The 19,880-nt window shown below is 69.4% G+C and carries 20 protein-coding genes; 15 read left to right on the top strand and 5 right to left on the bottom strand.

From position 1 onward, the window contains the following. The first annotated feature begins 104 nt into the window (after positions 1-104). The 6 genes from WS78_RS22805 to WS78_RS22830 all read left to right on the top strand — a co-directional run bounded on the left by WS78_RS22805 (position 105) and on the right by WS78_RS22830 (position 8,039). The gene (locus WS78_RS22805) at positions 105-1,424 is read left to right on the top strand and encodes a glycosyltransferase (protein ID WP_038744242.1); all 1,320 of its coding nucleotides are present in this window, start codon (positions 105-107) and stop codon (positions 1,422-1,424) included. Continuing rightward, on the top strand, positions 1,421-2,998 hold the full coding sequence (locus tag WS78_RS22810) for a DHA2 family efflux MFS transporter permease subunit (RefSeq protein ID WP_038744240.1): 1,578 nt from the start codon (positions 1,421-1,423) through the stop codon (positions 2,996-2,998). The genes WS78_RS22805 and WS78_RS22810 overlap by 4 nt, the downstream gene beginning before the upstream one ends. Positions 2,999-3,105: 107 nt before the next feature. Then, positions 3,106-4,065: a glycosyltransferase family 2 protein gene (locus WS78_RS22815; RefSeq protein WP_059648296.1), complete on the top strand. Its 960-nt coding sequence runs from the start codon at positions 3,106-3,108 to the stop codon at positions 4,063-4,065. 352 nt (positions 4,066-4,417) lie between these two features. Further along, positions 4,418-5,980: an efflux transporter outer membrane subunit gene (locus tag WS78_RS22820; RefSeq protein ID WP_063889470.1), complete on the top strand. Its 1,563-nt coding sequence runs from the start codon at positions 4,418-4,420 to the stop codon at positions 5,978-5,980. Between the two features lie 337 nt (positions 5,981-6,317). Then, entirely contained in the window at positions 6,318-7,571 is a 1,254-nt protein-coding gene (locus WS78_RS22825; RefSeq protein WP_059582761.1) for an HlyD family efflux transporter periplasmic adaptor subunit, read from the top strand. A gap of 192 nt (positions 7,572-7,763) precedes the next feature. After that, a complete protein-coding gene (locus WS78_RS22830) occupies positions 7,764-8,039 on the top strand; it encodes a hypothetical protein (protein ID WP_059579121.1) in 276 nt (91 codons plus the stop codon). Positions 8,040-8,128: 89 nt separating this feature from the next. Here WS78_RS22830 and WS78_RS22835 read toward each other — a convergent pair whose 3' ends face one another. Further along, positions 8,129-10,225: a prolyl oligopeptidase family serine peptidase gene (locus tag WS78_RS22835; RefSeq protein ID WP_059579118.1), complete on the bottom strand. Its 2,097-nt coding sequence runs from the start codon at positions 10,223-10,225 to the stop codon at positions 8,129-8,131. A gap of 384 nt (positions 10,226-10,609) precedes the next feature. Here WS78_RS22835 and WS78_RS22840 point away from each other — a divergent pair, with 384 nt between their 5' ends. The 5 genes from WS78_RS22840 (at position 10,610) to WS78_RS22860 (ending at position 15,532) form a co-directional block, all read left to right on the top strand. Further along, positions 10,610-11,077, top strand: coding sequence for a rhodanese-like domain-containing protein (locus WS78_RS22840; RefSeq protein ID WP_059579115.1), 468 nt, complete (start codon positions 10,610-10,612; stop codon positions 11,075-11,077). 107 nt (positions 11,078-11,184) lie between these two features. Then, the gene (epsC, locus tag WS78_RS22845; RefSeq protein ID WP_059579111.1) at positions 11,185-12,192 is read left to right on the top strand and encodes a serine O-acetyltransferase EpsC; all 1,008 of its coding nucleotides are present in this window, start codon (positions 11,185-11,187) and stop codon (positions 12,190-12,192) included. Continuing rightward, positions 12,192-12,479 (top strand): helix-turn-helix domain-containing protein, encoded by a 288-nt coding sequence (locus WS78_RS22850; RefSeq protein ID WP_038755520.1) that lies wholly within the window; start codon positions 12,192-12,194, stop codon positions 12,477-12,479. The genes epsC and WS78_RS22850 overlap by 1 nt, the downstream gene beginning before the upstream one ends. 121 nt (positions 12,480-12,600) lie before the next feature. Further along, the gene (locus tag WS78_RS22855; RefSeq protein ID WP_038755522.1) at positions 12,601-13,533 is read left to right on the top strand and encodes a family 2A encapsulin nanocompartment shell protein; all 933 of its coding nucleotides are present in this window, start codon (positions 12,601-12,603) and stop codon (positions 13,531-13,533) included. Continuing rightward, entirely contained in the window at positions 13,508-15,532 is a 2,025-nt protein-coding gene (locus WS78_RS22860; RefSeq protein WP_052145230.1) for a family 2A encapsulin nanocompartment cargo protein cysteine desulfurase, read from the top strand. Before WS78_RS22855 ends, WS78_RS22860 begins: the two co-directional genes overlap by 26 nt. 278 nt (positions 15,533-15,810) lie before the next feature. Here the strand turns inward: WS78_RS22860 and WS78_RS22865 are convergent, their stop codons facing one another. Together WS78_RS22865 and WS78_RS37205 are read right to left on the bottom strand one after the other, a co-directional pair. Continuing rightward, entirely contained in the window at positions 15,811-16,344 is a 534-nt protein-coding gene (locus tag WS78_RS22865) for a cytochrome b (RefSeq protein WP_059579149.1), read from the bottom strand. 207 nt (positions 16,345-16,551) lie between these two features. Further along, positions 16,552-16,689, bottom strand: coding sequence for a hypothetical protein (locus WS78_RS37205; protein WP_038753006.1), 138 nt, complete (start codon positions 16,687-16,689; stop codon positions 16,552-16,554). Positions 16,690-16,865: 176 nt separating this feature from the next. Here WS78_RS37205 and WS78_RS22870 point away from each other — a divergent pair, with 176 nt between their 5' ends. The 4 genes from WS78_RS22870 to WS78_RS22885 all read left to right on the top strand — a co-directional run bounded on the left by WS78_RS22870 (position 16,866) and on the right by WS78_RS22885 (position 18,648). Beyond that, a complete protein-coding gene (locus tag WS78_RS22870) occupies positions 16,866-17,213 on the top strand; it encodes an ArsR/SmtB family transcription factor (RefSeq protein ID WP_038753008.1) in 348 nt (115 codons plus the stop codon). Beyond that, positions 17,203-17,637: a YeeE/YedE family protein gene (locus WS78_RS22875; protein ID WP_038753010.1), complete on the top strand. Its 435-nt coding sequence runs from the start codon at positions 17,203-17,205 to the stop codon at positions 17,635-17,637. The genes WS78_RS22870 and WS78_RS22875 overlap by 11 nt, the downstream gene beginning before the upstream one ends. Before the next feature lies 1 nt (position 17,638). Continuing rightward, positions 17,639-18,061 carry a DUF6691 family protein gene (locus WS78_RS22880; RefSeq protein WP_059579108.1) on the top strand — a complete coding sequence of 141 codons (423 nt, stop codon included), beginning with the start codon at positions 17,639-17,641 and terminating at the stop codon, positions 18,059-18,061. A gap of 77 nt (positions 18,062-18,138) precedes the next feature. Next, complete coding sequence (locus WS78_RS22885; RefSeq protein ID WP_059579104.1) at positions 18,139-18,648, top strand: GNAT family N-acetyltransferase; 510 nt, start codon at positions 18,139-18,141, stop codon at positions 18,646-18,648. A gap of 284 nt (positions 18,649-18,932) precedes the next feature. On the opposite strand, the gene WS78_RS22890 is transcribed toward WS78_RS22885, so the two are convergent. Next, positions 18,933-19,142 carry a DUF3079 domain-containing protein gene (locus WS78_RS22890; RefSeq protein ID WP_038753016.1) on the bottom strand — a complete coding sequence of 70 codons (210 nt, stop codon included), beginning with the start codon at positions 19,140-19,142 and terminating at the stop codon, positions 18,933-18,935. Between the two features lie 344 nt (positions 19,143-19,486). Further along, positions 19,487-19,759, bottom strand: a complete 273-nt coding sequence (locus WS78_RS22895; protein WP_059579102.1) for a hypothetical protein — start codon at positions 19,757-19,759, stop codon at positions 19,487-19,489. Between the last annotated feature and the right edge of the window lie 121 nt (positions 19,760-19,880).

Below are 19,880 nucleotides of genomic sequence, written 5' to 3' on the forward strand. Positions count from 1 at the left end.
GATCCCGACGGCAGGCGGCCGAACCCCGGCCGGCGACGGGCGATCCGGTTTGAACGTTTCGCGTTCGCGCCAACGGCTGCCGCGCGCAATCGAGTGACGAAGCGATGTCGAAAGTAATCGTGACGGCGATCGGGTCGGCGGGGGACGTGCACCCGCTGCTCGGGGTGGGCCGGGCGCTGTCGGCGCGCGGCCACGAGGTGGTGTTCTGCACGCATCCGCCGTTCGAGGCGGCGGTGCGCGCGAGCGGCTTCGCGTTCGTGCCGGTGGGCACGGCGCGGGAGTACGCGCAGGCGATGGCGGACCCGGCGCTGTGGGACCCGCGCACGTCGTTCAAGACGCTGTGGCGGGTGATCGCGCCGGTGGTGCGGCCGCACTTCGACGCGCTGCGCGCGCTGAGCGACGCGGACACGGTGCTGGTGGGCACGCTGTGGGCGTTCTCGGCGCGGCTGATGCAGGAGCGCTACGGGACGCGCTACGTGTCGGTGCAGGTGTCGCCGTCGACGCTGCTGTCGGCGCACGCGCCGCCGACGCACAAGCGGCTGACGATCCCGGCGGGGCTGCCGCTGGCGGTGAAGGCGGGGCTGATGACGCTGATCGAGCGGCAGGTGCTGGACCGGGTGTGCGGGCCGGAGCTGAACGCGGTGCGGCAGGCGCTGGATCTCGCGCCGGCGAGGCGGATTCTGGGGCGGTGGCTGCATTCGACGGACGGGGTGCTGTGCCTGTTTCCGTCGTGGTTCGCGCCGGCGCAGCGGGATTGGCCGGCGAATCACCTGCAAAGCGGGTTTCCGCTGTTCAACGACGCGGGGCCGCACGAGGCGGACCCGGAGCTGGACGCGTTCGTCGCGTCGGGCGATGCGCCGGTGGTGTTCACGGCGGGCTCGACGCTGGTGGACGGGCGGACCTACGAGCGGGCGGTGACGCAGGTGCTGCAAGCGACGGGCGTGCGGGGCATCCTGCTCGCGCCGGACGCGCCGGCGGCATCGGACGGGACGACGGGGCCAACGGGAACGAGGGCGCACGATGATGCGCCACGCAACGGCGTGACGCTGCTCAAGCGGCGCTACGTGCCGCTGGCGGCGTTGCTGCCGCGCTGCCGGGCGCTGGTGCATCACGGCGGGATCGGGACGGCGTCGCTGGCGTACGCGGCGGGGGTGCCGCAGGTGGTGACGCCGTTCGCGCACGACCAGTTCGACAACGCGCAGCGGGTGGCGGCGAGCGGCTGCGGGGTGCGGCTGGACGCGCCGGTGCGGGGCGAGCCGCTTGCGCGCTCGCTGCTGCGGGTGCTGGGCGACGAGGCGATGGCGGCGCGCTGCGGTGAGGTGCGGGCGCGGATGGCGGCGCAGCCGAACGGCTGCGACGAGGCGGCGCGCTTCATCGAGCGCTTCGCGCCGGGGGTGGCGGCGCGGCAGGCGCAGCCGGCATGAGCGCGCAAGCGTTGCCGGCGGATCGGGCCGCGAGCGCGCCGCCGGCGCCGGCCGCACCGGCGCTGCGCGGCGCGAGGCTCGCGCTGCTGACGTTCGCGCTGTCGCTCGCGACGTTCATCGAGGTGCTGGATTCGACGGTGGCGAACGTCGCGGTGCCGGCGATCTCGGGCAGCCTCGGGGTGTCGAACAGCCAGGGGACGTGGGTGATCAGCTCGTACTCGGTGGCCGCGGCGATCGCGGTGCCGCTGACGGGGTGGCTCGCGCGGCGGGTGGGGGAGCTGAGGCTGTTCGTCGCGTCGGTGATCCTGTTCACGCTGACGTCGCTGCTGTGCGGGCTCGCGCGGGACCTGGAGGTGCTGGTGGCGTGCCGGGCGCTGCAGGGGCTGTTCTCGGGGCCGATGGTGCCGCTGTCGCAGACGATTCTGCTGCGCGCGTTCCCGCCGGCCAGGCGCACGCTGGCGCTGGCGCTGTGGGGGATGACGGTGCTGCTCGCGCCGATCTTGGGGCCGGTGGTGGGCGGCTGGCTGATCGACAACTTCTCGTGGCCGTGGATCTTCCTGATCAACCTGCCGATCGGGCTGTTCTCGTTCGCGGTGTGCACGCTGATGCTGCACCCGCAGGAGCAGCGGGGCGAGGCGAGCCCGATCGACGTGACGGGGATCGTGCTGCTGGTGATCGGGGTGGGGGCGCTGCAGGCGGTGCTGGATCTGGGCCACGACCGGGGCTGGTTCGATTCGTCGCTGATCACGACGCTCGCGATCGTGGCGGGGGTGTCGCTCGTGTCGCTGCTGATCTGGGAGCTGGGGGAGGCGCATCCGGTGGTGGAGCTGAGCCTGTTCCGGGAGCGGACCTTCACGTTCTGCGTGGTGATCATCTCGCTGGGGATGATGAGCTTCTCGGTGGTGGGGGTGGTGTTTCCGCTGTGGCTGCAGTCGGTGATGGGCTACACGGCGTACCAGGCGGGGCTGGCGACGGCGTCGATGGGGGTGCTGGCGCTGGTGTTCTCGATCCTGGTGGGGCTGTACGCGAGCCGGGTGGACGCGCGGGTGCTGGTGACGTTCGGATTCCTGGTGTTCGCGGGGGTGATGTGGTGGAGCACGCACTTCACGCTGACGATGACGTTCGCGCAGGTGGTGACGCCGCGGCTGATCCAGGGGATGGGGCTGCCGTGCTTCTTCATTCCGCTGACGGCGGCGACGCTGTCGCGGGTGTCGGACGACAAGCTGGCGGCGGCGTCGAGCCTGTCGAACTTCTTGAGGACGCTGTCGGCGGCGTTCGGCACGGCGCTGAGCGTGACGTGGTGGGACAACCGGGCGACGTATCACTACGCGGTGGTGTCGCAGTCGGTGACGCGAGCGTCGGAGAACACGCAGCGGTACGTGGACGCGCTGCACGCGATGGGTCTGCACGGGACGCGGGAGCTGAGCTCGCTGCACCAGGTGGTGCGGCAGCAGGCGTACATGATGGCGACGAACGACATGTTCTACATGGCGAGCGGGACGTGCGTGTTGCTGGCGGGGCTGATGTGGCTGACGCGGCCGAAGCGGGGCGCGGCGGCGACGATGGGGCATTGAGGCGCCATGCTCCGGGTGTGAGGGCGAAGGGCGATGCGTCGAAGTCCTGACGACTTGGCGCAGCGATAGGGTGCGCGGCGAGCACCCGAACCACCGAGGGAAGAGCGATGACGAGCTTGGGCGCGCTGGTGATTCTGTATTACCCGACGGACGAGCAGTTGTCGGGCCTGGAGGCGCTCGCGCGCGACAGCGACGCGCTCGTGGTCGTCGACAACACGCCGCACGAGCACGCGGCGGCGCGCGAGCGGGTGGGGGCGCTGTCGTCGCGGGGGAATATCGTATGGCGGCACCAGGGCAACCGCGGCGGGGTGGCGGGCGCGTACAACGCGGGGCTGTCGGCGCTGTTCGCGCAGGGCGTCGACGCGGTGGCGCTGTTCGACCAGGATTCGACGGTGCCGGCGGGGTACTTCGCGCAGATGCGCGACGCGTGCGCGCGGCTGGGCGAGGGGGCAGGCGCGGGCGCGTTCGTCGCGGGGCCGCGGATCTACGACGCGAACGAAGCGCGCTTCCTGCCGGAGCTGATGACGAGCGGCGTGACGGTGCGCCGGGTGCGGGTGGAAGGGGAGACGGCGCCGCAGCGCTGCGCGTTCCTGATCTCGTCGGGCAGCGTGATCTCACGGGCGGCGTACGCGCGGCTCGGAAGGTTCGACGAGGCGCTGTTCATCGACCACGTCGACACCGAGTACTGCCTGCGCGCGCTTGCGCACAACGTGCCGCTGTACGTGGTGCCGTCGCTGGTGCTGACGCACCGGATCGGGGCGCGGCGGCGGCACAAGGTGGGGCCGTTCGAGCTGACCGCGATGCATCACTCGTGGCAGCGGCGGTATTACGGCGCGCGCAACGCGATGCAGCTGGGGCTGCAGTACGGGCTGCGGTTTCCGGTGGCGCTGGTGCCGAATCTGCTGACGGTGTGGCAGGTGATCCAGGTGGTGCTGTGCGAGCGGGAGAAGGGGGCGAAGCTGCGGGGGATCGCGCTGGGCGTGCTCGACGGCGTGTTCGGGCGGCTCGGATCGTTCGACGAGGCGCGCTCGGGCACGGCGGCTCGCGAGCCGGTGCGGCTGGGGTGAATGGAATGGATCGAACAACGGGCAGGACGCGGCGCGACGATAAAGATCGGATATCGAACGAAATCGTTGCGAAGACGAATCGAATGGACTCGGCGTGGAGATGCTGCGGCGGTCGACAGGTCGACAGGAGGCAGTGACGGACGAGCAGAACACGCGCGGAGTCCGCGCAACCAAGCGGTAAGCGCCGATCACGGCGGGCGCGCGGCAAGCATACCGGATGATCGATCGTGGAAGCACCGGCAACGCGCGCCGACAATCGGGCGGCACCGGCTAGCGAAGCACCGCGCGCGCAGCCGCATCGCAACGATCAGTCAAGCATGAATCGAGCACGAACGAAGGACGTACGACGCGGATGAATCAGGCGGCAACGAGAACGACAGGAGGACGCGCGGCGCGCTGGTTCGCGGCGGCGGCGCTCGCATGGACGCTGGCCGGCTGCGTGCCGTCGGGGTTCAAGCCGACGCTCGCGCCGCGCGAGCCCGGCGACGACGCGCTCGCGCAGACGACGGGCGGCGCCACGCACGGCGCATGGCCGAGCCCGGACTGGGTGCGGCAGCTCGGCGATCCGCAGCTCGACGCGCTGGTCGCCGAAGCGCTGCAGCAGAACCCGACGCTGCAGGCCGCGCAGGCGCGAATCGGCGTCGCGCAGTCGCAGTTGCAGCAGTTCGAATCGCTCACGGGGCTCACCGCGACGACGGGCGCGTCGCTCAGCAAGGCGCACGTGCCGCGCTCGGGCGGCACCATCAATACGACGTTGAACGGCTTGCCGGTGTCGGTGCCGCTCGTGGGCGAGTCGGTGGTGTCGTCGTCGTCGCTGTTCGTCGGGCTGAACTACCAGCTGGATCTGTGGGGCAAGAACGCGGCGGCGACGCGCGGGCTGATGTCGATGCGCGACGCGGCGCGGGTCGAGGCGGAGCAGGCGCGGCTCACGCTGTCGGTGGCGATCGTGACGCTGTACGGCGAGCTGGACCGCGCGTACGCGCTGCGCGAGCTGCTGCTGCTCAAGCGCCGCTCGAGCGAGCAGGTCGAGACGGTGCTGCGCGAGCGCGCGGCGCGCGGGATCGACAACGGCTACGACGCGGACGATGCGGCGCTCAAGCGCAGCAAGCTGCTCGAGCAGATCGCGCTGCTCGACGAGCAGATCCAGCTGCAGAAGCTGCAGCTGGGGGTGCTGACGGGGCGCGGGCCGGAGCGGGGGCTGTCGCTCGCGCGGCCGAAGCTCGCGCCGCTCGCGGACGCGCCGCTGCCGGCGCGGCTGCCGGCGGGGCTCCTGGGTCGGCGGCCGGACATCGTCGCGGCGCGGCTGCGGGTGGAGGCGGCGTATGCGTCGATCGACGGCACGCGCGCGTCGTTCTACCCGGACGTGAACCTGGCGGCGCTGGGCGGGCTGTTCGCGCTGGCGCCGGCGTCGCTGTTCAAGCACGATGCGCTGGGCGGCTCGATCGGGCCGGCGCTGTCGCTGCCGATCTTCGATCGCGGCCGGCTGAAGGCGAAGCTGGGCGGCGACGTGGCGAACGCGGACGTGGCGCTCGCGCTGTACAACCAGACGGTGGATGGGGCGCTGGGCGAGGTGGCGCGGCAGCTGACGTCGCTGTCGACGGTCGATGCGCTGCTCAAGGAGCAGCAGCAGGCGGTGCGCTCGGCGCAGCGGATGGTGGCGCTGGCGGAGGACCGGCACCGTCGCGGGATGGGGATGCGGAAGGACGTGAACCTGGCGAAGCTGACGCTGCTGGACGAGCGCTCGCACGCGATCGAGCTGCAAGCGCGGCGTCGGACGTTGCGGGTGGGGCTGATCGGGGCGCTGGGCGGCGGGTTCGACGCGCGGCAGGCGAGCGGCGGGCCGCTCGCGCAGGCGGGCAAGCCGTTCGCGGCGGCGTCGCGGCCGGCCGAGGCGAACGAGCCGCAGCGCGACTGACCGGTGCGGTCGCGGGATTCGGCGGACGGTCGAAGCGACGGGCGAACGCGCGGCGGCGATCGAATGGCGGTCGACGCGATGCATGCTTCGGCGGGCGATGCAATGCTATTCGGGAGCGTCGAGCGCGCATGCATCAGGCACGAACGCATCGGGCATCAACGCATCGAGCACCATCAAGTAGGAAGACATCACCACGAGCGCCACCTCCATTGTGAATACGAGAGATTCAACCGACACTGCAACCGAACATCGAAGCCCTCCGGAGCGATCCGCGACGCCGCCCGGGCATGCCCGGCCAACGCACGATAGCGCCACCGACATCACGCACGCGAAGACCTTGAACGACACCGCCACTCACACCCGGCGCGCCAAGGCGCCGAACGATACGACGACCGCGGACGGCGCGCACGCGACGCCGGCGTCCGAGCACGCGCATCCCGACGCGGCCGCGTCGCTCGCCGCGCGCCGCGCGACGCGCCGCCGCCGCTTCACGCTGTTCTTCGGACTGCTGGCGATCGTCGCGCTCGCGGCGGCGCTCTACTGGTTCCTCGTCGGCCGCTTTAGCGAGGAGACCGACGACGCGTACGTGGCGGGCAACGTCGTGCAGATCGCCGCGCAGATTCAGGGGACGGTGACCGACATCCTGGTGACGGACACGCAGCGGGTGAAGGCGGGGCAGGTGCTGGTGAAGCTCGACGACGCGGACGCGTCGGCGGCATACGCGCAGGCGCGGGCGCAGCTCGCGCAGGCGGTGCGGCAGGTGGCGAACACGCGGCTGTCGATGGGGATGTACGAAGAGACGGTGAAGGCGCGGGAGGCGGACCTGAAGCTCGCGCAGCAGGCGTACCGGGCGCGGGTGGGGGCGTCGGTGGAGGTGGTGGCGCCGGAGGAGCTGGCGCGGGCGAAGTCGTCGCTGGCGAACGCGCAGGCGGCGCTGGCGGGCGCGCAGGCGCAGCTGGACGCGGCGCGCGCGCTGGGCAGCGAGCGGCCGGCCGGGCAGAACCCGGCGGTGCAGCAGGCGGGCGCGCAGTTCAAGCTCGCGTACCGGAACCTGAAGCGCACGACGATCGTGTCGCCGGTGGACGGGACGGTCGGGCAGCGGTCGGTGCAGATCGGGCAGCAGGTGGGGCCGGGGGTGCCGCTGATGTCGGTGGTGCAACTGCGGCAGGTGTGGGTGGAGGCGAACTTCAAGGAAGGGCAGATCCGGCACATGCGGGTGGGGCAGCCGGTGCAGCTCGAGTCGGACCTGTACGGCGCGCGGGTGACGTATCGGGGCCGGGTGGAGGGGTTCTCGGCGGGGACGGGGAGCGCGTTCTCGATGCTGCCGCCGCAGAACGCGGCGGGGAACTGGATCAAGGTGGTGCAGCGGGTGCCGGTGGTGATCTCGCTGGAGCCGTCGGAGCTGGCGGCGCATCCGCTGCGGGTGGGGCTGTCGATGAAGGCGACGGTCCGCACGAAGGAGCGGGGCGGGCATCTGCTCGACGGCGAGGCGCCGCTGCCGGGCTTGCGCACGCAGGTGCACGACGGGTATGCGGGCGAGGCCGACGCGGCGGCGGAGGCGGTGATTCGGGAGAACGACGGCGGCCGGTGACGAGGCGCTCGCGGCATGTCGAACGACGGGACGCGGCGAATGTTCGTCGGGCGCGATCGCCGCATTGCCGGCGGCGATCGCGAGCCGCCCGCCGCGCGGTGACATCGCGATGCGGGTGCGATGCGCTTCAATCGTACGGATGACGAAGCATGTCGATGGTCGATTCGCGCTCGATTCGCGATTGCAGGCGACTTGTTCGTCGAGCGATGCGGCGCGGTTGCCTTCGTGACGGAGCGGGAACGACGTGAAGTCGTGAAGCGCAGCGCGAACAGGGCATGGCCGACGCGCGACGCGGAAGGCGAGCGCTCCAACGGTGCGCTCGCCCAAGGCGAACGAAGCCAATCGACTTCGTTCGTCTTGGCATCATCGGATACGCGCGCTTGGCAACACGGGAAATCCGGCGACGAATCCGCGATCCCCGCATATGCATCTCGCGACGAAGTCACGTTCGTCCCGGCAAGCTTCTGAAGCGAACGCGGTCGCCCGGAGCCGCGCCGCGAGCGCCGGGACGGCGGGGCGGCGGGACGCCGAACGCCCGCCCGTCTTCTCATGGCGATTTACTCGCGCCGGTCCTTCGCGTCGCGGGACAAGTGGCCCCAGAGGAACTCATATCCGATCGCTTCGTGCTCGGCCGTGTCGATTGCGTCGGCGCTGCCGTGGCCGCCATCGGTTTTTTCGAGCAGCCATACGTTCCGGTGCCCTTGCGCATGCATGCGCGCGACCATCTTCCGAGCATGCGCGGGATGCACGCGATCGTCGCTCGTCGACGTCGTGAAGAGCGCCGGCGGATATGCAACGTCGTGCGCGACTCGATGATACGGCGAGTATGCCGTGAGCGTCGGCGCATGGCCGGGATCGTCAGGATCGCCAAATTCGTCGAGCCACGACGCGCCCGCATGCAAGTGCGGATAGCGCTGCATGTCGAGCAGCGGCACGTCGCTCACCACCGCGCCGAACAGGTCCGGGCGCTGGATCATGCATGCCGCCACCAGCAAGCCGCCGTTGCTGCCGCCGCGGATGCCGAGCTGCCCGGCCGTCGTCACGCCGTCCGCCACGAGCCTTTCGGCGACGGCGATGAAATCGTCGAACGAGCGCTGCCGCTCCGTTTGTCGCGCCGCTTCGTGCCATCGCGTGCCGAATTCGCCGCCGCCGCGAATATGCGCGAAGACAGCGATGCCGCCTTTTTCGAGCCAGCCGATGCCGAGCAGCGGATCGTAGTCCGGTGTGAGCGCAATCGCGAAGCCGCCGTAGCCGTACAGCAGGCACGGACGCGGTGCGCGACCCGCATCGTCCAATGCGTCGCGCGGGCCGACCAGCGTATACGGCACCAGCGTGCCGTCGCGCGAGCGCGCATGTTCGCGCCGCACCGTCAGCGTGGATGCATCGAATTGGGTCGGCCAGCGATCGAGCAGCGTCCATGCCGACAGGTCGTCGTCGGCGAGGTCGGCGAGCGAGTATTCGGGCGGCGTCAGGTAATCGCCGACGCTCACGTACACCTCGTCATCGAACGTCGGCTCGACGGGCGACACGTCGACCTGCGCGAGCCCGCGCGCCGGGAACGGGCGCGCGCGCCAGCGCCAGGCGCCGTCGTCCTGCTGCTCGGGCAGCCAGAGCAGCGTGCGCGTGAGCACGTCGTCGAGCCACGACACCAGCAGGTAGCGGCGAGTGTGCGTCCAGCCGCACGCCGACGTGCGATCGTTCGGCTCGAACAACGTAGCGAACGCGCGCTCGCCCGCGACGAACGCATCTTCCCGGATCGCGAGCAGGCTGCCGCCCGTGTAGCGCGCGCCGCCGCAGGTCCAGTCGAGCCTCGGCTGGAGCAGCAGCCAACCGTTCCAGTAGCCGACCTCGACGTGCGCCGGGGCGTCGTAGCGAATCCATGCGCCGTCGTCGCCGAGGCGATACGTATTCGCGTCGTAGAAGTTGATCGCCTGCTCGATCATGTGGTGCCGATCGACCGGATCGTATTGCGCGTCGACGGAGATGTCGCCGCGTGCGCCGCGAAACACGACGGGCGCGTCCGATAGCAGGGTGCCGCGCGTCCAGCGCCTGACTTCGCGCGGATAGCCGGAGCGCGTGACGCTCGGGCCGCCGTTGTCCCAGCCGACATAGACCGTGTCGCGATCGATCCATTCGATCGAATGTTTGCCGGCCGCCTCGATCGAGAAGCCGCCGTCGACGAACCGGCGCTGCTCGATATCGAACTCGCGCACGACGACCGCATCGGCGCCGCCGTCGGACAGCACGATCAGCGCGCGATCGCCGTCCGGCTCGAGGATGAGCTCGCCGTCGAACACCCATTGAACGTCTTCCGCCGCGCCGAGCGCGTCGAGATCGATCAGCGTCTGCCACTCGGCGCGGCCGCTGCGCCAGCTCGCCCACGGCGCGCGCCGCCACAGGCCTTTCGGATGGCGCTCGTCCTGCCATACGTCGTAGGCCCACGCTTGCCAGCGCTGCGGGATCACGGGCCGCTCGCGAGGCAGCAGCGCCTTCGTGAAGCGCTCGACGAGCGCGCGGTAGCGTGCGCCGTCGAGCCATGGCGCGCCGTGCGTGCGCGCATTCTGCGCGTCGACCCAGTCGACGCTCGCGGGGCTTTCCAGTTCTTCGAGGAAGCGGTACGGATCGGCCTGATCAGGCCAGGAAGCATGAGGCATGGCGTATTCACAATGAGCGTTGCGTGTAATGGTAGCGTAAGGCGTGATGTGCCTGCGCTTCGATTGCTGGGCCGACGGCCCGAGCGTCCTTCGCGCGAGCGCGTTGCCGCGGCGTGCGCGAGCGACGCGCGCACGCTTTCGTCGTACGTGAGAACGACGAGCGCCGGCGTCGCACGTGTCGCGCTTCCCGCCCGAATCAATCCGACATCGCGACTATCTCCCGCATGCCCGGCCTCATTTCGAAATGAAAAATAATTGGTTCGGCTTTTGCGGCGGCTCTTTCATAGTGGAGCCTTGATGGCTATAGACGGCGCTCGGACAGCGCTCGCCGTCGAGCCCGGCCCATGTCTCGTGCACGATGCGCGATACCCACAAGGAGACGCCATGACGGTTGAACTCGAAGAACGCTCCACACATGCGGTGCTCGAAGCCGCACGCGAAGCCGCGCGCGCGGCGGGCTTGCCGTATGCGGGCGGCATATCGCCTCGCGACGCATGGGCGCTCGTCACGGCCGGCGCCGCGCGGCTCGTCGACGTGCGCACCGCGGAGGAGCGCGCGTTCGTCGGCCACGTGCCGGACAGTCTGCACGTGCCCTGGGCGACCGGCACGAGCCTCACGCGCAACCCGCGCTTCGCGCGCGAGCTCGAAGCGAAGACGGGCAAGGACGCGGCCGTGCTGCTGCTGTGCCGCAGCGGCAACCGTTCGGCGCTCGCCGCGGAAGCGGCGGCGAAGGCGGGCTTCACGCAAGTCTTCAACGTGCTCGAAGGCTTCGAGGGCGAGCTCGACGATGCGGGCCATCGCGGCGCGATCAACGGCTGGCGGTTGCACGGGTTGCCGTGGCAGCAGAGTTGACCGATGCGGTCGGTTCCGGTGCGGCAACCGGCATCGACCGGCCGTGAGTAGCGAGCAGCAGTCAGCCAGCAACGAGAAACAACGAGAAGCAACAAGGAGCGGCAGCCGTGGCGGTATTCGACATCGACGACATCGTTCAATCGCTTCAAACCGTGCGCCAGCGCTGGCGCGAAGTGCAGCGCCGCTCGCTCGAGCCGGGCGGGCGCGAATTGCCGGCGCGAGAGGCGCTCGCGAGCATCGTCGAAACGCTGAAGGGCGTGCTGTTTCCGATGCGGCTCGGGCCGCCCGATCTTAGGCAGGAGAGCGAAAATTTCTACGTGAGCCATGCGCTCGACGACGCGCTGCACGCGCTCCTCGCGCAGGCGCGGCTCGAGCTGCGCTACAAGGGGCGGCACGACGCGAGCGCGCAGGCCGAGGCCGCGATCGAAGCGAAGACCGACGCCGCGGTGCGCGCGTTCGCCGCGCGCCTGCCCGCGATCCGCGCGCTGCTCGACAGCGACGTGCTCGCCGCGTTTCATGGCGATCCGGCCGCGGGCAGCGTCGACGAGGTGCTGCTCTGCTACCCGGGCGTCCTCGCGATGATTCACCACCGGCTCGCGCACGAGCTGTACCGCCTCGAATTGCCGCTCCTCGCGCGCATCGTCGCGGAGCATGCGCATGCGCAGACGGGGATCGACATTCACCCCGGCGCGCAGATCGGCGGCGGCTTCTTCATCGACCACGGCACGGGCGTCGTGATCGGCGAGACGGCGATCATCGGCGAGCGCGTGCGCGTCTATCAGGCGGTCACGCTGGGTGCGAAGCGCTTTCCGCGGGACGCATCCGGACATCTCGAAAAAGGCCTCGCGCGCCATCCGATCGTCGAAGACGACGTCGTCATCTACGCGGGCGCGACGATTCTCGGCCGCGTGACGATCGGTAAGGGCGCGGTGATCGGCGGCAACGTCTGGATCACGCAGGACGTCGCGCCGGGCAGCCATGTCACGCAGGCCGTCACGCGCAGCGATCCGGCGCGGCCGGCCGACGTGCAGGCCGACGCGCCGGCTGGCGTGCCGGGCGCGAATGGCGCGAACGGCGCAAGCGACACGGCGCTTTCCGCCGCGGGAGCGCTGTGATGACGGCGCTCGTCCAACGTTTCGGCGCGGCGATTCGCCAGTTGCGCGAGGCGCGCGCGTGGTCGCAGGAGCAACTCGCCGAGCATGCGGGCTTGAACCGCTCGTACGTCGGCGAGATCGAGCGCGGCACCGCGATCGCTTCGATCGTCACCGTCGAGAAGCTCGCGCGCGCGTTCGGCGTGCCGATCGCGCGGCTGTTGTCCTCCGGCGTCGACGTATCCGAGGCCGCGTCGCAAGGATTCGGCGTGTCGCCGGCATCGAACGCGTCGCTGTCGACCGCGCGCTGAATCCCTGTTCGATCTCCCCGAATTGGCGTCTATAGCATGTTGAGCCGCCCAAATGGCGTCTCGATAATGCGTTCTGCTGATAAGCATTCCAGATTTAGTTCTATAGCCCCCGGAGTCCTCTATGTCGACGATAGTGAGCGGCCAGACGGCGCTCGGCGACAACGCAGCACGGCAACTCGCCAATGCCACCAAGACTGTTCCGCAGCTTTCCACGATCACGCCGCGCTGGCTGACGCACCTGCTGCAATGGGTGCCCGTCGAGGCCGGCATCTATCGTCTGAATCAGGTGAAGAACCCGGAAGCGGTGCGGGCCGCCTGCACCGCGCGCGAGGACGAGGGCGCGCTGCCGAGCACCTTCGTGCCGTACGAGGAAGCGCCGCGCGAATACTTCCTGAACGCAGTGAGCACGGTGCTCGACGTTCACACGCGAATCTCCGATCTCTATAGCAGTCCGCACGATCAGATCAAGGAGCAACTGCGCCTGACGATCGAGACGATCAAGGAACTGCAGGAAAGCCAGCTGATCAACAACCCCGATTACGGGCTGCTCGCGAACGTCGCGGAAGAGCAGCGCGTGTTTCCGCTGACGGGCGCGCCGACGCCCGACGATCTTGACGAATTGCTGACGAAAGTGTGGAAGGAGCCTGCGTTCTTCCTCACGCACCCGCTCGCGGTCGCCGCGTTCGGCCGCGAATGCACGCGGCGCGGCGTGCCGCCGCCGACCACGAGCCTGTTCGGCTCGCAGTTCCTGACGTGGCGCGGCATTCCGCTGATTCCGTCGGACAAGGTGCCGGTTGCCGACGGCAAGACGAAAATCCTGCTGCTGCGCGTCGGCGACAAGCGGCAGGGCGTCGTCGGCCTCTATCAGCCGGGCGTCGCGGGCGAGCAGGGGCCGGGCCTGTCGGTTCGGTTCATGGGGATCAACAATCAGGCGATCGCGTCGTATCTGATTTCGCTGTACTGCTCGCTCGCCGTCCATTCGCCGGATGCGCTGGCTGTCCTCGATGACGTGGAGATCGGCAAGTACCATGACTATCCCGACACCTACCGTTAATCCTGCCGCGAGCGCCTCGAGCGTCGCGCCGCCGCATGCGCCGCTGCCTGCCGGATTGCCCGATCCGGCGACGCTCGCGCGCCTCGCGTCCGAGTTTCTCGCGGCGTTGCCGGGGCAATCCGCCGCGCCCGACGTCGGCGCGGGAAGCGGCGCGGTCGGCGGCGTGCCGTCGGCGCTGCCGGCCGCCGCGCCGCTTCTCGCGTCGGCGTCGAATCCCGCGCCGGCGGGCTCGCCGCTCGCCGGGCCCGGCGGCACCGGCACGGGCATGCCGGGCGTCGGTGCGCCGCCCGGCAAGGTGCCCGGCGCGAACCTCGCGCCCGCGCCGACGCACGTGCTGTCGCTCGGCAATCGCGCGCCCGCGCTCGCGCCGCACGCGGCGGCGCAAAACGGATTGCCGGACAACGTCGTAGCGATCGCGCCGGCGCTCGAGCCGCGCGCGGGCGGTGCCGCACTCGGCGTGCCGCCCGTGCAGGAGGCCGTCGCCACGCAATCGGCAACCGACGCGTCCGCGACGGCGATGCCGTCTGCGTTCGCATCGTCGTCTTCGCCGTATTACTTCGTCGACCGCGCATCGCACGGCTGGCAGCGCGACGCCGCGCAGATCGTCGTGCCGCAGGACGGCATCGCGTCGCCGCGCGCGTTCGGCCTGCCGGACGAGCAGGCGCTGCGCGACCTGCTGCCGATTCAGCGGCCGCAGGCCGATCGACACGGCGCGTCGCGCTACTTCATCGACGATGCGCGGCCCGCGGCTTCGCATTCGCCCGGAGCCGGCGCGCATCCGCCGTTCGACGTCAACGCGATTCGCCGCGACTTCCCGATCCTCTCCGAACGGGTGAACGGCAAACCGCTTGTCTGGTTCGACAACGCGGCGACGACGCACAAGCCGCAAGCGGTGATCGACCGTCTCGCCTACTTCTACGCGCACGAGAATTCGAACATCCACCGCGCCGCGCATACGCTCGCGGGGCGCGCGACCGACGCGTACGAGCATGCGCGCGCGACCGTGCAGCGCTTCATCGGCGCGGCGTCGCCGGACGAGATCGTGTTCGTGCGCGGCACGACGGAGGCGATCAACCTGATCGCGAAAACGTGGGGAGTCCGGAACGTCGGCGAAGGCGACGAGATCGTCGTGTCGCATCTCGAGCATCATGCGAACATCGTGCCGTGGCAGCAACTGGCCGCATCGAAGGGGGCGACGCTGCGCGTGATTCCCGTCGACGACACGGGGCAGGTATTGCTCGACGAGTACCGGAAGCTGCTCAACGACCGCACGAAGATCGTCTCCGTCACGCAGGTGTCGAATGCGCTCGGCACGGTCGTGCCGGTGAAGGAGATCGTCGAGCTCGCGCATCGCGCGGGAGCGAAGGCGCTCGTCGACGGCGCGCAGTCGATTTCGCACATGCGTGTCGACGTGCAGGCGCTCGATGCCGACTTCTTCGTGTTCTCTGGGCACAAGATCTACGGGCCGACCGGCATCGGCGTCGTGTACGGCAAGCGCGCGCTGCTCGACGACATGCCGCCGTGGCAGGGAGGCGGCAACATGATCGCGGACGTGACGTTCGAGCGCACCGTGTTCCAGCCGCCGCCGAACCGTTTCGAGGCGGGAACGGGCAACATCGCCGACGCGGTCGGGCTCGGTGCGGCGCTCGAATATGTGACGCGCGTCGGCATCGAGAACATCGCGCGCTACGAGCACGATCTGCTTGCCTATGCGACGGGCGTGCTCGCGCCGGTGCCGGGCGTGCGGCTGGTCGGCACCGCACGCGACAAGGCGAGCGTGCTGTCATTCGTGCTGAAGGGCTACGAGACGGAAGAAGTCGGGCGGGCGCTGAACGAGGAGGGCATCGCCGTGCGCTCCGGGCATCACTGCGCGCAGCCGATCCTGCGTCGCTTCGGACTCGAAGCGACGGTGCGTCCGTCGCTTGCTTTCTACAACACGTGCGACGAGGTCGATGCGATGGTCGATGTGGTGCGAGGGCTCGCGGCGCGGCGCGGGTAGCCCCGCGCGCCACATCGTGACGATGCCGGCTCGGTCGATTCGCGCGAAACGACCGGGCCGGCTGCCGCATCGACGAACAACTCGAGGCCCGGCTTCCGGTTGATTCGACATACGAAAAAAAGACCCGGCGCGAGCCGGGTCGAAGAGAGCGATGCAGGCGGCGAAGGCCGCGCCGGCCACGAGCCTGCAGCCGGCTGATCCTCGCCGCCACGACATCACTCCGCGTGGTCGTTGCGCACGCGGCGGCTCGACGCTTGATCGACCGCCGCGCGTCGCGATCAGATCATCCGTTCGAACGCGCCATCCTTCATCACGAAGCGATGAACGAGCGCCGCGAGCGCATGCATGCCGATCAGCACGATGAAGAGCGTCGCCGACAGGCTGTGCCATTCGCCGATGCTCGCGCCGAGCGAATGAGGCGATGCGATCGTCGGCAGCGGGACGATGCCCGCGAGCTTCAATTGCCACGTGCGGCCGTTCGCATTCAGCCAGCCGAGCAGCGGCACGGCGATCAGCGCGGCGTACAGCAGCTTGTGAACCGCGCTCGCCGCGAGTGACAGCAGCGCGCCCTGCTGATGCGCGGGCGGGCTGCGGCGCACGATTGACCACAGCGCGCGCGCCGCAATGACGGCGATCAGTGCGGTGCCGAGCGCGACATGCCAGGCGACGAGGCCGGCGGGCGGCGCCGTACCGTGCACGTCGGGCATCGTCCAGCCGAGCACGAATTGAGCGAGCACGAGCGCGGCAACGCTCCAGTGCAGGATGCGGCTGAGCAGGTCGTAGCGAGCTGGCGTTCGGGTGGCGTGTGTCATCGCGCGGATCGTCATATAGGTAAGCCGTTCGTAGGGATCGGTCGGCGCAACGTGTCGTGCGCCGTCGTACATTACCGGGCTCGATCGATTATGGCGGCCGATTCTTATGGAAATCTTAAGGCCGGGGCGTGGCCGCGCAAATGGCGGCGCACCACGTGCGATGCGGCGTGCGTCGCCGCTCGGCCCGCCGGCTGATCGGGCGCCGGCTCAAAGCCAGTTCGGCCGGCCCATGTGCGCGGGGTGCGGGCCGTCGACGTAGGAATCGGCGACGGTCTGCCGCGTCGCGCATCCGCTGGCCGCGGCAAGCGCACTCAGACAAAGCAGAAAAATGAGAATGCGTTTCATGTCGTTTCTTCGATGCGGGCTGCGGTTTCGCGTGCCGCCACTGTGCCGGGCGTGCGCTTAAGCCTCGCTTAACGGTCCGAATCGAACGCCGCGACACGATCGCGCAGCGTTTGCGTTCTCGCCATTCATTATGTAAAAATATATAATGTTATTTTGTAGATTGTGGAGGTGAGGCGATGGGTGCTGCCGGTTCGTCGATCGAACTGTCCGGGATGCGCGCGTCGGCCGACGCCGCTTGCGCGCTGCTGAAGGCGCTGTCGAATCCGGATCGATTGCTGATGATGTGCGAGCTTGCTCAATGCGGCGAGCTGTGCGTGAGCGACATCGAAGCGCGGCTCGACATCCGCCAGCCGACGCTGTCGCAACAGCTCGCCGTGCTGCGCGAGAGCGCGCTCGTCGAAACGCGGCGCGACGGCAAGAACGTCTACTACGCGCTCGCGAGCGAGCCGGCGATCGCGATCATGTCCGTGCTCTACGAGCAATTCTGTGCAACGAACAAGAAGGGGAAGCGCCGTGGCCGTTGATCTCGTTCATTTCACGCCGGGCCTCTCGTTCGCGGGCGGCCTGATGATCGGCGCCGCAGCCGCGCTGCTCGTGCTCTTCGACGGCCGCATCGCCGGCATCAGCGGCATCGTCGGCGGGCTGCTCGCCGGCCGGCGCGGCGGTGCGGGCTGGCGCGCGGCGTTTCTCGCCGGCATGATCGCGGCCGCGCTCGTCGCGAGCGCGCTCGACTGGTTCTCGATGCCCGTCGTCGACGCGGGCTGGGCCAGGGTGATCGCCGGCGGCGTGCTGGTCGGCATCGGCACGCGCTATGCGGGCGGCTGCACGAGCGGACACGGCGTGTGCGGGATCTCGCGCGGCGCGTTGCGCTCGATCGTCGCCACGGCGGTATTCATGGCGGCGGGCATCGCGACGGTGTTCGTGCTGCGCCACGTGTTCGGAGGGTGACATGAGCGTGTTGTTCGCATTCCTGTCCGGCTTGCTGTTCGGCGCCGGTTTATTGGTGTCCGGGATGGCGAATCCCGCGAAGGTGCAGGGCTTTCTCGATCTTGCCGGCAACTGGGACCCGTCGCTCGCGTTCGTGATGGCAGGCGCGATCGCGGTCGGCTCGGTCGCATTCGCGTTCGCCAAGCGGCGCGAGCGCTCGTTGCTCGGGCTGCCGATGCAGATCCCGCCGCGCGGGGCCGTCACGCTCAGGCTCGTCGCGGGCAGCGCGGCGTTCGGCGTCGGCTGGGGGCTCGTCGGCTACTGTCCGGGGCCGGCGGTCGTGTCGCTCGGCTTGGGCGGCGCGAAGGCGTTCGGCTTCGTCGCGGCGATGCTGATCGGCATGGCGGCGTTCGAAGGGATCGAACGCGCCGGGGCCGGGCGTTGAACGGCGCGCGGCGCGCGCCGGAGAGGCGCGGGAATGCGTAGGATCGGGGTCTTCCTGTTTCTGCCTTCGACTGCCCGATGATCGCCATCCGTTTGCTCGAGCCCGTTCACGCCGCCGCGTTCAAGGCTTTGCGTCTCGCCGCGATCGATGCGTCGCCGAGCGCGGTATGGCCGACGCGCGACGAAGAAGCGGCGCGATCGACGGCGGAAGTGGAGGCGCGGCTTCGCGCGTCGGACACGCAGGCGGTGTTCGGCGCGCTGGCCGCCGAAGGCGAATTGATTGGCATCGCCGGCGTGCGCAGGGATGCGCTCGTGCAGGTCGGCCATAAGGCGACGCTTTGGGGCGTGTTCGTGGCGCCCGCGCATCGCGGCGCCGGGCTTGCGCGACGGTTGATCGACGCCGCGTTGACGCACGCGGCGCGCGATTGGGGCATCGCTCAGGTCAATCTATGCGTGAACACGGAAAACGAACTCGCGAAGGCGCTGTATGCGTCGCTCGGCTTCGAGACGTTCGGCGTCGAGCGGCGTGCGATGCGTGTCGGCGATCGGTTTTATGACGAGCAGCACATGGTTCGGTTGCTTCGTTGAGCGCGGCATGTGCGGTGGTCAGGCGCGCCCGACGGCTTGTGTCGTCGCGTCGCGGCCGCGTTTCGGCGATGTCGCGTTGCGCGTTGTTCGCGCGACCTCTATCGCCCGGCGCTCTTCGCCGTGCTCGTTCCTATTGCGCGATTCGGGCCGGGCGGACGCCGGATGACGGTCGGCACACGCCGGCGCTGTGATTGCCGGGAACGCGCATTTCCCGATGTCTGGCGGCAGCGGTCCATTTCATCGAGCGATTCCAAGCGGGCTCGCACGATCGCGGCGCGGCGTCATCAAGCGGCTGCTTGCGTTTGCTGCCGTTGCTGTTGCGCCGCCTCGTTCTCCTGTTCCCATTCGTACCAGTCGTCGCCGAGCAACTCGATCGGATGTTGAGTGCGGTCGGAGCCGTTGCCGCATGACAGCGCGTCGACCGAGCAATATCGATCGCATCCCCAGCAATTGCGTTCGGGGTGTTTCGGATGCAGCGGAAATTTCTTCGCCATGCCGGGGGGCCTCGCAAAATGCGTTGGAGGGTGTCGCGGCGGCGATGTCAGACGGCGCCTTGGCGGGCGGGGTAGGCGGCTGGGAAAGGCGCGACGCGCGCACGACTTCGTGCGTGGTGAGCTGACAGGATTTCTGTCGCCGCGACCAGCATATTTTGTCGAGCGGGCGACGCGCGTTCCTTGATGTCGCGCATCGAATCGCACGGTGCGACGCCGCGTCGCGCGGCGTTGCACCGTGTTGCGGCATGTCGCTGCCTGTTGCGGCATGTCGCGCCGGCGGCGGCCGCGCGGCGTCGATCCGTGTTGTCCGTGTCGACTGCGTCGGTCGACGCCGGACACGGCGCTTACCGGCTTGCGGCTTGCGCAGCGAGGTGCTGGCGGATCAGCGTCAAGTAACGGTCACCCACCGTGCGATCGATTTCGGCGCGCCGGGGCGGCTTGCGCAGCGAGATCGGCGGCCAGACGCCCAGGTAGCGGCAAACGGCCGACAAATAAGGCTTGCGGACGCGCCCCATGTGCCGAGCCGCGCGCTCCACGCGTTCGTCGCCGACCTGGCTGCGCAGCCAGGCGAGGATTTGGCGATCGGTATCGTTGACGATGCGAATCAGGTGCTCCATTTGACACCTCACTGGCTAAAAACACAGTACTGTTAATTTATCCAGTATTTGTCGTATGTGCAACTGCATTAAATAGGGTGCGAATTGGGGCGCGAAGGGCGCCGGCAGTTGGAATGCGGCG

The sequence above is a fragment of the Burkholderia savannae genome (assembly GCF_001524445.2).
In the GTDB taxonomy this organism is placed as follows: Bacteria; Pseudomonadota; Gammaproteobacteria; order Burkholderiales; family Burkholderiaceae; genus Burkholderia; species Burkholderia savannae.